General features: G+C 31.4%; 14 protein-coding genes. 5 read left to right on the plus strand and 9 right to left on the minus strand.

Annotated features, from left to right (window positions below; translation table 11 throughout):
* Window positions 1–576: 576 nt before the first annotated feature.
* The gene (locus STK_RS05680; protein WP_010979029.1) at window positions 577–1,029 is read left to right on the plus strand and encodes an Lrp/AsnC family transcriptional regulator; all 453 of its coding nucleotides are present in this window, start codon (window positions 577–579) and stop codon (window positions 1,027–1,029) included.
* A gap of 37 nt (window positions 1,030–1,066) precedes the next feature.
* A complete protein-coding gene (cynS, locus tag STK_RS05685; RefSeq protein WP_010979030.1) occupies window positions 1,067–1,513 on the plus strand; it encodes a cyanase in 447 nt (148 codons plus the stop codon).
* Between the two features lie 3 nt (window positions 1,514–1,516).
* On the opposite strand, the gene STK_RS05690 is transcribed toward cynS, so the two are convergent.
* The 6 genes from STK_RS05690 to STK_RS05715 are packed head-to-tail and all read right to left on the minus strand — an operon-like array spanning window position 1,517 to window position 6,121.
* Window positions 1,517–2,116: an urease accessory protein UreD gene (locus tag STK_RS05690; RefSeq protein WP_052846462.1), complete on the minus strand. Its 600-nt coding sequence runs from the start codon at window positions 2,114–2,116 to the stop codon at window positions 1,517–1,519.
* Window positions 2,094–2,723 carry an urease accessory protein UreG gene (gene ureG / locus STK_RS05695; protein WP_010979032.1) on the minus strand — a complete coding sequence of 210 codons (630 nt, stop codon included), beginning with the start codon at window positions 2,721–2,723 and terminating at the stop codon, window positions 2,094–2,096. The genes STK_RS05690 and ureG overlap by 23 nt, the downstream gene beginning before the upstream one ends.
* A complete protein-coding gene (locus STK_RS05700; RefSeq protein ID WP_232616526.1) occupies window positions 2,720–3,316 on the minus strand; it encodes an urease accessory protein UreF in 597 nt (198 codons plus the stop codon). Before STK_RS05700 ends, ureG begins: the two co-directional genes overlap by 4 nt.
* Window positions 3,303–3,782, minus strand: coding sequence for an urease accessory protein UreE (locus tag STK_RS05705; RefSeq protein ID WP_010979034.1), 480 nt, complete (start codon window positions 3,780–3,782; stop codon window positions 3,303–3,305). Before STK_RS05705 ends, STK_RS05700 begins: the two co-directional genes overlap by 14 nt.
* 9 nt (window positions 3,783–3,791) lie before the next feature.
* Window positions 3,792–5,465 (minus strand): urease subunit alpha, encoded by a 1,674-nt coding sequence (ureC, locus tag STK_RS05710; protein WP_010979035.1) that lies wholly within the window; start codon window positions 5,463–5,465, stop codon window positions 3,792–3,794.
* On the minus strand, window positions 5,462–6,121 hold the full coding sequence (locus STK_RS05715; RefSeq protein ID WP_052846934.1) for an urease subunit gamma: 660 nt from the start codon (window positions 6,119–6,121) through the stop codon (window positions 5,462–5,464). Before STK_RS05715 ends, ureC begins: the two co-directional genes overlap by 4 nt.
* 341 nt (window positions 6,122–6,462) lie before the next feature.
* Here STK_RS05715 and STK_RS05720 point away from each other — a divergent pair, with 341 nt between their 5' ends.
* On the plus strand, window positions 6,463–7,440 hold the full coding sequence (locus STK_RS05720) for a metallophosphoesterase family protein (RefSeq protein ID WP_010979037.1): 978 nt from the start codon (window positions 6,463–6,465) through the stop codon (window positions 7,438–7,440).
* A 758-nt stretch (window positions 7,441–8,198) separates the two neighbouring features.
* On the opposite strand, the gene STK_RS05725 is transcribed toward STK_RS05720, so the two are convergent.
* Window positions 8,199–9,329 (minus strand): arginine deiminase family protein, encoded by a 1,131-nt coding sequence (locus tag STK_RS05725; RefSeq protein WP_198429755.1) that lies wholly within the window; start codon window positions 9,327–9,329, stop codon window positions 8,199–8,201.
* A 338-nt stretch (window positions 9,330–9,667) separates the two neighbouring features.
* Between STK_RS05725 and STK_RS05730 the strand changes: the two genes are divergently transcribed.
* Window positions 9,668–11,248, plus strand: coding sequence for an APC family permease (locus STK_RS05730; RefSeq protein ID WP_198429756.1), 1,581 nt, complete (start codon window positions 9,668–9,670; stop codon window positions 11,246–11,248).
* A gap of 35 nt (window positions 11,249–11,283) precedes the next feature.
* Here the strand turns inward: STK_RS05730 and STK_RS05735 are convergent, their stop codons facing one another.
* Window positions 11,284–11,535 (minus strand): hypothetical protein, encoded by a 252-nt coding sequence (locus tag STK_RS05735; RefSeq protein ID WP_052846464.1) that lies wholly within the window; start codon window positions 11,533–11,535, stop codon window positions 11,284–11,286.
* A gap of 143 nt (window positions 11,536–11,678) precedes the next feature.
* On the opposite strand from STK_RS05735, the gene STK_RS05740 reads away from it, so the two are divergent.
* On the plus strand, window positions 11,679–11,876 hold the full coding sequence (locus STK_RS05740; protein ID WP_052846465.1) for a hypothetical protein: 198 nt from the start codon (window positions 11,679–11,681) through the stop codon (window positions 11,874–11,876).
* A gap of 348 nt (window positions 11,877–12,224) precedes the next feature.
* Here STK_RS05740 and STK_RS15625 read toward each other — a convergent pair whose 3' ends face one another.
* Complete coding sequence (locus STK_RS15625) at window positions 12,225–12,380, minus strand: hypothetical protein (protein WP_010979040.1); 156 nt, start codon at window positions 12,378–12,380, stop codon at window positions 12,225–12,227.
* Between the last annotated feature and the right edge of the window lie 57 nt (window positions 12,381–12,437).

Consider the following 12,437-nt stretch of genomic DNA (forward strand, 5'->3'; position numbering starts at 1 on the left):
AGTAAATGTATATTCCTAGAGTTATAGATACTGATTTACCATATCGTGGAAAAATAATACAATTCCTCTTAAAGAGAATGAGGGAATAAGGATATAGATATTTAAAATGATTCTAAACTTTACTTACAGATATTCGTAAAGGACGAGTTTTTCTCTGTTGTAGATACATTTATTTAGCGCAATAGAATGGAGAAGTTTATAGAATAGTTATCGAAGCTTCATTATAGGTTATAGTGAGAATTAGATTTATAGAGAACGTGGGGGTTAACTGGGTCAATTTTTATTGCAAAGAGAATGAAGTAGAGGAGTTTTTATGAGCATATTACTTATCTTAGGCTAAGAAGGCTATAGAAGGGATTGATCTTAATTCTATCTAAATATATGAGTTCAATAGAGGTTTAGTATGTTGGCTAGCGTTTGTTGTAAATTTGTGAATTTTTGATGTTCCAAATTAAGTTGCTACTGCGTATCTTCCAAAGATTATAAGCGATTTTTTGTAAGTCTTTTTTTATTATAAGTGTTGATTAGATATAATTCAAAGTAAAGGCTTATATTTTTGTTTATAATATACAGTCTATGGATGAAATAGATTTAAGAATTTTGAAAATTCTTCAATATAATGCAAAATATTCTTTAGATGAGATAGCTAGGGAAATTAGAATTCCCAAGTCTACCTTATCATATAGAATTAAGAAGTTAGAAAAAGATGGTGTAATTAAGGGTTATTATGCATATATTAATCCAGCCTCATTAAACCTTGATTACATAGTAATAACTTCTGTAAAAGCTAAGTATGGTAAAAATTATCATGTGGAGTTAGGCAATAAGTTAGCACAAATACCAGGGGTTTGGGGAGTATATTTTGTTCTAGGTGATAATGATTTTATTGTAATGGCTAGATATAAAACCAGAGAGGAGTTCATGGAAAAATTCTTAGAAAGAGTTATGAGTATTCCAGAGGTTGAGAGAACTTCTACACAAGTTGTTGTTAAGATAATTAAAGAATCACCAAATATAGTTATCTTTTAACGAAAAATTCATATAATACTTTTCATAATATTTATATATGATTGATAAAAAAGAGCTAAGGGAAATTAGCCTAAAGAAGAAAAGGGAAAAAAGGTTGACATGGGAAGAAATTGGAAAGTATTTAGGAAGGGATAAAGTATATGCAGCAATGTTATTATATGGTTATGCACAAGCTACTGAGGAAGAAGCTGATAAGATAATTACTCTGCTAGATTTACCTAAGGAGCTTAAACCAGCATTCTTAGATGCTCCAATGAGGACTCCTGCTCAACCATGGCCTCCTACAGATCCATTTATATATAGGCTTTATGAAGGAGTATTATTATATGGTCCAGTAATCAAGGATGTTGCTCATGAACTATTTGGCGATGGCATAATGAGTATGATTGATGTAAAAATTTATGTTGACAAAGTTATCGAAAACAATTATCCGCGAATGGTGTTAACTTTTAATGGTAAATGGCTATACTATTCTAAATGGTAAAAGTTAAAACCAAATTTTAGTTTCTTCCCTCCATAAGCTGTCAATTTTTTCCGAAGAAGTTATTAATCTTTTGAAATCATATTCTCCTCCATTTTTTATATCTAAAATTGTAAGTAATGCCTCACTACCCATAATATTTTTACTCTTATAATCTTCATTTTTTACTCTAAAAATATCATAAATTAGTAGTTTCTCTTTATAGTATATTTTTGTAATGCTCTTTATATCTCCTTCTTTAAATTCCTCATTGTGAAACTTTCTACCTAAAATATATGCCTCAACAATCTTTCCAAAGTCATTTATGTAAATCTCTGTTTCAATTTTTGCATTTGCTTTATTGTAAAAAATTATGGGATGAGGAAAATAATATAAGCTATTAGCGATTATTTTAACGTATATTCTCACATTACTTCCAGATAATATTTTTGTATATGCTTGATCAGTAATCATGCCCTTATCTATTTCTATGTAAATTTTCACTTCATCATTGTTAGCTAAAACCTCAGAAGGGTTAACTAATATTCCCAAACCTTGAGATTCAAAAAAAGATAGGGGACCGTTTCTTTTTATCAAGCCATTTTTAACTTCTAATAAGCCCCTCAAGCTCTAACTCACTTCTTATAATTTTAATTAAATCGTCTATTCCATCTCCTGTTTTTAAACTAATAAAGACTGTAGGTTTATCCTTCCTTATCTTCTCTGCATCTCTTCTCATTTTCTCTAAATCAGCTCCTACAAAAGGTGCTAAATCTATTTTGTTCACAACAAGTAAATCGCTTTCCTGAATTCCTAATCCTCCTTTTCCTGGATATTTATCACCAGCTGCTGTATCTAATACAAAGATTGTATAGTCAGCCAATATTGGGCTAAATGTAGACATAACATTATCTCCACCACTTTCTATAAATATAACATCTAAACTTGTTCTTTTCATTAAAGTTTCTAATGCTCTTAAATTTACTGAGGGGTCTTCTCTTATTGCTGTATGAGGACAGCCACCAGTTACAATTCCTATTACATTTTCTTTTGGTAACAACTTTTCCTTTAACACTAAATTCTGATAAATTCTTAGAGCGTCATGAGAAGATATAACATCGTTAGTTATTATTCCCACTGAAAGTCCTTCCTTCTTTACTAAGTATTCTGTTAAGAACTCTATTAACGTCGTCTTACCACTACCAACTGGACCTAAAACTCCAATTCTAATCATGAGAGAAACACCCTAGGTTCTCTTTCTTCGTGAAGTTTTGATAAAATGTCCATAACCGGACTGAATGGTTCAAACTCCTTCTCTTCCTTATACTGTGAGAGCAAATCCCAGATGATTTTCTGTCCTTCAATAAAGTCTATAGCCCTTAACCTTACTGCGCTAAAAACCAATTGGGATAATTCAGCATAAGCCAAACCAGCTTTACAGTCCTCTTTACTAATTCCTAGAGATTTACAGCATCTCGCTATAATAACTGGATAAGTTCCTATACCTTCACCATTATTAACTTTTTTAATATAATAATCATCACAAAGTTCCAGCCTAGCTAAGGATAAACCCATATTTACGCTTGCTTCTCTTAACTCTTTGGGAAGTTTTGATGCATAAAGCATTTTATCAGCTTCTTCTGGATCTTCGTAAGCTAAATCTATTATTGCAACATCTCCCTTCATAATTACATTAAAGAAAATGTCTCTAATAAATCTCCTTATTTCAAATCCCCTCATATAAGCCTCTTCTAAACCAAAAGAATAATTAAAGGAACCTATTGGTAATGCACTATCAAATAATTGAAATATTTTAGGTGTTAACAAAATCAACCACCACCGGTTGTACTGGGATATCTACGTTTGGATTAAATTTTATCCTAGTAACTTTAGGATTAAAATTCTTAAATTTTTGCGTCAAATAATCCTCACCTAATTCCGCTGATATATAAACTTTGTTTTCATTAACCATAACTCTCATGTGATAATTTCCTATAATATAACCCAAAATGAAAGAAGTAAAATCATTTATTTTGAACTCTACAACTTTCTCCTCTTTCTCCTTTAGTAGGATAATATAGCCATTATCGGTTTGAAAAACATCGCCGTCAGAAATTGGCACGCCCTTTAAGTTTATTATGACTTCCTCTCCTTTATCGGTCTTTCCTCTACATCTTTGCCTCTCAAAGCATTCTCTAGAAAGCTCCACTATTCTAAAAATCCCTAATGCCTTAGCCTTCTCTATCAATTCATGTGCTTCACTTTCTTTTCCTAACTTTTTAGCTAAAATCATGGTATCACCCTAATATATGAAATATAATTGAGTTAACGGTAATGATTTTGAAGGAGGAACTTTTGGTACAATACCATTAATTTTAACTTCATAAGTATCTGGGTTAACCTCAATCTTTGGTAAAATATCATTATATTTCATATCCTTTTTGGTTAGATGCCTAGTATTCTTGACTGGTAAGACTCTTCTTCTTACAATCTTCGATAAGTTCTCTACTCCATCAGTCGCGGAGAAGAAGAATGAGACGCTTTTAGCAGAGTAATATCCAAACATTGGTTTGTAAAGTACTGGCTGTGCATAAGCAATTGAAGCGTTTGTATCTCCCATTAATGCCCAAGTTATTGCACCACCTTTAATAACCATGTAAGGCTTTACTGGAAAGAATCTTGGATCCCACAGAACAATATCAGCAATATGTCCTGGTGCTAAAGTGCCTACGTAATCAGAAATTCCATGGGTTATTGCTGGATTAATTGTTATTTTAGCTAAATATCTTAGTACCCTTTCATTATCATTTATTTGGATTAGCCCTAGATCTTTCATTTTGTGTGCAAGTTGGAAAGTTCTTATTCCAGTTTCTCCAACTCTTCCCATAGCTTGGGAATCTGAAGACATCATACTTATTGCTCCTAAATCATGTAAATAATCCTCTGCCATCATTGTCTCTTCCCTAATTCTTGATTCTGCATAAGCAACATCTTCTGGAACCTTTGGATTTAAATGGTGCACGGCCATTAACATTTCCAAATGCTCCTCATAAGTGTGTATTGTATAAGGTTTTGTAGGATTTGTCGATGAAGGTAAGACATTTGGTTCTGCACAAATTTTAATAATATCTGGGGCATGTCCTCCTCCAGCCCCTTCTACGTGGTAAGCGTGAATTGTTCTACCATTAATAGCATTAAGGGTATCTTCTAAGTAACCACTTTCATTTGAAGTATCAGTATGTATTGTTACTTGAACATCGTATTCATCAGCAACTGTTAAAGTTTCATCTATTACTCTAGGCATAGCCCCCCAATCTTCATGAATCTTAAAACCAGATGCACCATTTCTTAATACTTCTTCCATAGTAATCCTACTAGATGAACCTTTAGCTGTTAATGCAAAGTTTAATGGGAAATAATCAAGTGATTCAGCAATAATTTTAATATTCCAACTCCCTGGAGTTACAGTAGTTGCCTTAGTCCCTTCAGCTGGACCAGTACCACCACCAATTAGTGTTGTAAATCCGGCTGACAAAGCATCAAAAACTTGCTGTGGAGCAACCCAATGTATGTGAGTATCAATAAAACCTGGTGTAGCAATTAACCCTTCTCCGGAAATGATTTCAGTTGAAGAGCCTAAAACAAAATTTACACCATCCATTGTAAAAGGATTGCCACCATGACCAATCCCAACAATTAAACCATCTTTTATCCCAATATCTGCTTTTATAACTCCTAATAAAGGGTCGAGAATTACTACATTGGTAATTATTAAATCCATCACCTCTTCCTCCCTAACGTTTGGTAACAATCCCAAACCATCTCTAGCCGTTTTGCCAGCTCCAAAAACCAGCTCATCTCCTTTTGCAATTAAGTCCTTTTCTATTGTTATGTAAAGATTAGTATCTCCTAGCCTAATTTTGTCTCCTTCAGTTGGTCCATACAACTCAAAATATCTTTCCCTACTTATTCTCAAGCAAACCCCCTCTCCTTTGCTCTTTTAATAGATTCTTCCTTATTATGTTCTAGAGAACCTTCTGTTAAACCGTTTAACCCGGTAACTCTTCTTCCACCTCCTATCTTTCTTAGCCTAACAACTTTAGTTTGTCCAGGCTCAAATCTTACAGCTGTCCCTGCTGGGATTGATAATCTCATTCCATAAGCTTTTTCCCTATCAAATTTTAGAGCCTTATTCACTTCAAAAAAGTGAAAATGTGAACCCACTTGTATAGGTCTATCACCAGTATTAGTTATTTCTAATTCTATCTCTTCTCCCTTAACTTCTATTTCTCCTTGTTTAATTATATAAGTATTTAATGTTTTCTTACTACTTTTTATTGGATTTCTAACTGTAACTAATTTGGTACCATCCGGAAATGTTGCTTCTACTTGAACTAGGTCAAGAAGTTCTGGTACACCTTCCATTACATCGTTTTCAGTTAATAATTCTTGTGCACCTTTAATTATATCTTCCATTTTAACTCCTTCTCTAGCTTTTTCTAAAATATAATCTACTATAATTGCCATAGCTTCTGCATAGTTTAGCTTTAATCCTTTAACTCTTCTCCTTCTTGCAACTTCTGCAGCCCATGAAATAAGTAGTTTTTCTTGCTCTCTAGGTGTTAGAAACATTTTTTCAGCCCACATACGTGAATATTTTAAATTGATATTTAAGTCTTATTCGTAAAATGTTAAACAATGTTTATTTTCTTAAACATAATATTGAACCAGCAAGGCTATATAATTATAATTTTAAAATGTAAAAAATGAAATATTTTCATCGAATAAAAATTGTTCCAATTTACGTCAGATAATTTAAACGTAGTTGAATTATCCAACTCTTAGACTGAACATTAACGTAATTTATCATATTCAATAAACGCGGTGAAAATTATACTTTATAGCTATTGATAGGTTAATACTGGCGATTATTTAAACTCAAATTTATATATTTCAATTATGAATTTTCTCTTATGGGGTTATTTAAGAGAAAACAACCAGAAGGTATTGATAAGAAAAGTCAGTTAAAAATTTTATTCACGAGCGATCTTCATGCTTCAGATGTGGCTTTTAGAAAGTTTTTAAATGTTGGTAAAATGTTAAAAGTTGATGTTATGATAATAGGTGGTGATTTGGCTGGAAAGGCATTAATTCCTATCGTTGATTTGGGTAATGGAAAATATGAAGTTGAAGGAACACAAGTGGGTAGAGATGGATTAGAAAATATTGCAAAACAAATTAAGAACAATGGTAACTATTATATTATAGTTGATAAAAAAGAGTATGAGGATATGCTTCAAGATAAGAAGAAAGTTGATGAAGCATTTAGAACTGCGATAATCGAAAGATTTAAGGAATGGATACAGCTGGCTGAAGAACGATATAAAGATGTTAAAATACCAATATACTTTAATCTAGGTAATGATGATCCAACGTATATGTTTGACGTTGTTAATGAGGATTCAATATTTAAACCTACTGAAGGTTTTATAATTCAATTTGGCATTTTTGAAATGATTTCTTATGGTTATGTTAATCCAACACCCTGGAATACTTACAGGGAAAAGAGTGAGGATGAGATATATAAAGAATTAAAGAGTATGGTGAATAAGGTCAGAGATCCATCAAAAGTTATCTTAAATACTCATGCTCCTCCATTTGGTACGAACCTAGATAATGCTCCTTTATTGGATAAGAATCTTAAACCAGTTGTAAAAGGTGGTGACATAGTTATGACCCATGTTGGCTCACAAAGTGTTAGAAAAATTATTGAAGAGTATAAACCACTTCTAGGAATTCATGGACATATCCATGAATCAAGAGCTTTTGATAGAGTAGCGGGAACATTAGTTTTAAACCCTGGTAGTGAATACTCATCTGGAATATTTCACGGTGTATATATAGTTGTAGAAGGAGATAAAATAAAAGCGCATCAATTTATTACTGGATAAATTTTCTTAGTTTGGTAAAAGTTTATTTGAGATATAAGCTTTAAGCATTTTAAATTCGGAGGAATGTTTTTACGTAGTCATAAGATTCGGAAAAATATTTGTAATATTATATCAAGTAACACTAATATGTTGAACTTCAAATGGCCTCATTTAAGAATACTATCTTTATCGATAAGACACGAAGATAAATAACATGTACTTGTTATGATATCTAAGAGGACATTGCAACCTCTATATATAAATGTTTTATAAAATAGTATTTACTCTTTATAATTTTTTCAATAAATTATAAAAAATTATTTTCATGTACACTTCAATATTTTTCTAATATTTATCGAATTTAATGGCTGTTTTAGAATATTTCTTATTATTTATAGAACTATTAATAGAGAAGATTTATTTAATGCTGGAAAATTAAAAGTTAATTAAATAAAAAGACAGACTACAACTTTAAAAGCAAAATTTTTATTATTTTACTAATATTAGCATATGTTATTGTCACAAATAATTGTTACCATTAGTGTTTTTGGGTTTGTTTTTGTTATTTCATATATCTTACCTAAAAGAATGAGAAAACCTAAAAAATAGTTTATACCTTTACTTATTTTTTATATGTAGTGAATTTTCGTATACAATGTGCATATTTATAAAATATATGTTGTAAAAACGTAAACTCATAAACGGTAAATTTTAAAAATAATCTTTTCTTTTCAGCTCTTATATTAATCATTTTTCATTATATTTTTTCAATTTTTATTTCAGTACTTTTCAATTGGTAGAGTCATGCATCTAGGTCCGCTTCTTTCTCCTCCTTCCTTTATTATTTCATTTCCTTTAAAAGTTATTACTTTTATTCCAGATTCTTCCATAAGTTTATTAGTAATTCTATTATGCTCATATGCTATTATCTTACTTTTATCTATAACTATTATATTGCTCGCCAGCAACCAATGCTCTCTTTCTTCAGAGAAATATTCAGCGTTTCCTATGTTAATTACTCTTAGATCCTTAGATAGATAGTCTTTAAGTACTTCCCTTAAAGGTCTTTGATCCCTTATTATATCCTTCCCTTTATAAATATACACTTTCATATTATCTAGCAATGACTTATAATAGACTATGACATCTTTTGAGGGTATTCCAAATACAGTATCTAAATGCCCTATTCCTTTGTTTGGATGCAATTCCGGTGTTTCAAGTTTTACAAGTATTGCCTCATCGATTTCTCCCAATTCGATTAATTTAGGTACAACATAACTTACTCCTATTCCACTGCTTCTTGTCCCAAATCCCATTAACAATTTTCCATCAAGAGGGAAGAAATCCCCACCTTCAAAATAACCGTTTTTAACTTCTAATACGTTTTCCGGTTTTAGAATTTCTTTAAATACTAAGGGTTCATCTCTTCTTGATTCCCATCTCATTTTCCCTATAATATAAGTTTTCCCTATAACCATCCCTGGATCTCTTGTAAACATTACGTTAACTAATGGTTTGACACAGAATTCCTCACTTTCAACTACTAGTAAGTTTGCACCTAATTCTCTTGCTTCTTGTGCAGATAAACCAGAGATAAGTATATCTGCTAGTTTTTCTTTATCAAAACTATCTAAGTTTAATTTGCATTCACTTCTCTGTAAAACTAATTTTTCTAAAGTCTCCCTACTTAATTTCTTTACTTCCTCTCTTAAATTCACTACTTCTACACCATTATCCTTAAGTTTTTTTACAAATTCGTCATGTTCAGCCTTTAATTCCACTGGATCTGGAATTTCAGCATATTGTAGTTCATATATTGTTTTTGGTGTTAATTTGTATTTTTCACCCCCCGGAGATGCTACAACGACCTTTTTAAGGGGGCTGTATTCTGCTTTAACATTAACTAGCATACTCATGAATCCATATAATTCCTTTAAAAATGTTTAATGAAATATGCTAAAAAGTTACGTAAGATATACTTAACTATTTTTAGTAATTTTTAAACAATGTTTAGGACCCTTCTTTTCTATATATTTAGAACGTATAATATACACTGATCTTATGTTAATTTGTAAGGTTAATTTGTAATTATATTTTATTTTTAAAGTTGAAAGTAAACATTTACGTAAAAAGCAGTCTAAAGATTTAAGATAAAAATGAAAAATGTTTAAAAATTGGTTTTTATAAATTAAAACTTTTCGTGAAAAATCAATTTATATTTATAAGAGATTTAAACCTCTATTTACCTATGGCCGTAGATAAAAAAAGTGATAAAAAAGAAGTAAAAAGTTTACTTTTTGCAAGAGAATCCTCTGGTTTAGTAAGAGAAATAAATTGGTTAACGGCTATGTTTATCAGTATGGGTTTTATAGCTTTTTATGTCTTACCAATATCTTATTTAACTGGTCTTTCTGTATCTCCTAATGGTTTAATAGTTTTAGGGGCATTATTGAGCTGGATCGTATTACTACCACATTCTTATCTATGGACTAAAATTTCTGAAAAATATCAAAGATCTGCAGCTGACTATGTTTTCGCCAGTAGAGTTTTACCACCAGCCATAGGTGTAGGTGTAGGTTTAGTGTTTGGAATATCTCAAATGATTTTTGATGCCGCTATAGTTTATGATGATGTTGGTCAGTTGCAAACTGGATTTTCTGCACTGGCAGTTAATTTTGGTAATCCTTACGCATCTATTGCTTCTACTTTATCTAATCCTTATGTAATATTACTAGTTGGTGCGTTAACATTTAGCACTGTAATTGCTATAAACATATTCTTACCTAAATATACGAATCATATAATGGGAGGGGTTACTATAATTGCACTGATAACTTTTGTTTTAGCTGGAGCTTTAATGCATTTTGTAGCCCCTTCCGCAATAAATTCCGCTGGTTTTGATTACTCCTCTATAGTATCTTCTGCATCTAAAGCTGTACCGCTATTTACAAACCCAATTCTTGCAACATTAGGTTTAATGGTATTTACGGCGTCTTTCTTGCCATTTGTAAATGGTGCGACTTCTGTAGCAGGTGAGGTAAGGGGAGGTAGTAGATCCTTTAAGATAGGAGTTTTTGGAGCTTTAGTAGTATCCGGTCTGTTAATAACTTACTTTATTGCTTCCTCTGTTAGCTCTTTACAACCAGCGTTCTTTATAGGTGCTGGAGTGTTATCCTCTACATCTTCTTCTTACTCAGCATTATTAAATCCGATATTTGATACGGTTGTAGCATTTAAGAGTTTACCATTAGATCTATTTCTAGTAATAGGTTCTTACTTCTGGTACTTAGCAATAATGTTCGCTGTAGCATTATTTGTTTCAAGGTATTTTATGGCTATAGCGTTTGATAAAGCAATGCCAACTATAGTTTCTTATGTTAGCGAAAGATTTCACTCTCCAGTTGTTGCTCATCTAATTGATGAGGTAATAACTATAGGTAGTTTAGTAGCAATAACTGTAACACCATTAAGTGCGGTATTCTTCTACGGTATGGATACAGCTGATGCTATGGCATTACTTTTCGGATTTATTATAGTGATTATTGCTTCTATAGTAGCTAATATAAGAGGTAATGGGATGGAGTTAGGGAATAGAGGGCTAATGCTAGTAATATCTGTAATAGATCTTGTTGTCATGAGTTTATATGGTTATATTTGGTTCGGAAATTCTACTGTGTATTTAGGAATAGTTATGAATCCAGAAACCTGGACGATAATAGCTTCTCCATTCATTGCTGGTATTGTAATTTATTACGTTATGAGATGGTATAGATTAAGGAAAGAAGGTATTGATATAAAGTACACTTTCACTGAAATACCACCAGAATAAAAAGAAAGAAAAATTTTTTCCTTTTTAAACTAACTTTACATAATCTCAGTGGGACTACTATTTTTTCTTTCTCCTTTTACTGATGGTGCTTCAACTGTAAAACAAGCATCTTCTCCTTTACTTTTATGAAATAATTGATGTTCTAATGCACTCGATGCTGGAACTAGCTGATTGCAAATTTTACATCTCAGCATTATTTCAGTCTCATATTGTGTTAACTTTATAGGCAACACTGATGAGTGTTCATCAATTATAGGTAATTTAATTGGTATATCTTTTTTGCTCATTAGAATATATATCAAATTGAGCGATTAAAAACTTTTTACTGCAATCATTTCTTCAATTTAAGTTATTAATTTTAAATAATAATTAATTAAATTGTACTTAATTGTAGTTTAAAAGGTAGACGATAGATCTAAAGTTACATAACATGGAGATAGTAGTTAAAGTATATTTTCTTACTATAAAAATTATAATAATTTATAAATCAATAAAAATTTTCAATTTAGCGAGAAAAGACTTTATTCCTTCATTAGCATTCATAGGAAACTCTTTCGCTAGAGGGAATTACAGAAACGGTAATAACGTAAACATTTTAATTATATTCCCTGATATTGAGGATGAATAGGATAATAGTGGAATTTTCGTGATCATGCATTAGGCTGTAAACGCGTGGGATCACTTCGAGATCCACGTTGTTACGGTTGAGGAGTATGAGAATTTGTATAAGAAGTTTATTGACGTGTGGGAGGAGATAACTTAAAGTTTGTTTAGATTAAAATATTTCATTATATACTAAATCCTATTGAGCTTACTCAAACCAAGGAACTGTTATCGAAACACAGAAAGCGTTAACACCAATGATTAAGAGTTACATTCTTTGTTAACTCTTTAAATAAACCGTGATTTTATCCCTTCTTTCAGAGATGCATCATACTGTTTCTTGTCCGAAGTTATTAACTCCGTCTTCATGGATTTAGCTTAGGCTATAAATAAGGCATCGTAAACAGTATATTTTATATTTAGTAGCGATTTTAAATGCTTCAACTAGATATTCGTCTTGGTTTACCGAAATTATTGCTTCATTTTTAAGCAAATCAGATAAAATTCTTATTGCTACGCTCTCATCCATTTCTTCCCCTATTACTTTCTTCCATAGGGCACTAGCGATTTCCTTAATTGCTAAATC

This window comes from Sulfurisphaera tokodaii str. 7 (assembly GCF_000011205.1).
Classification (GTDB): domain Archaea; phylum Thermoproteota; class Thermoprotei_A; order Sulfolobales; family Sulfolobaceae; genus Sulfurisphaera; species Sulfurisphaera tokodaii.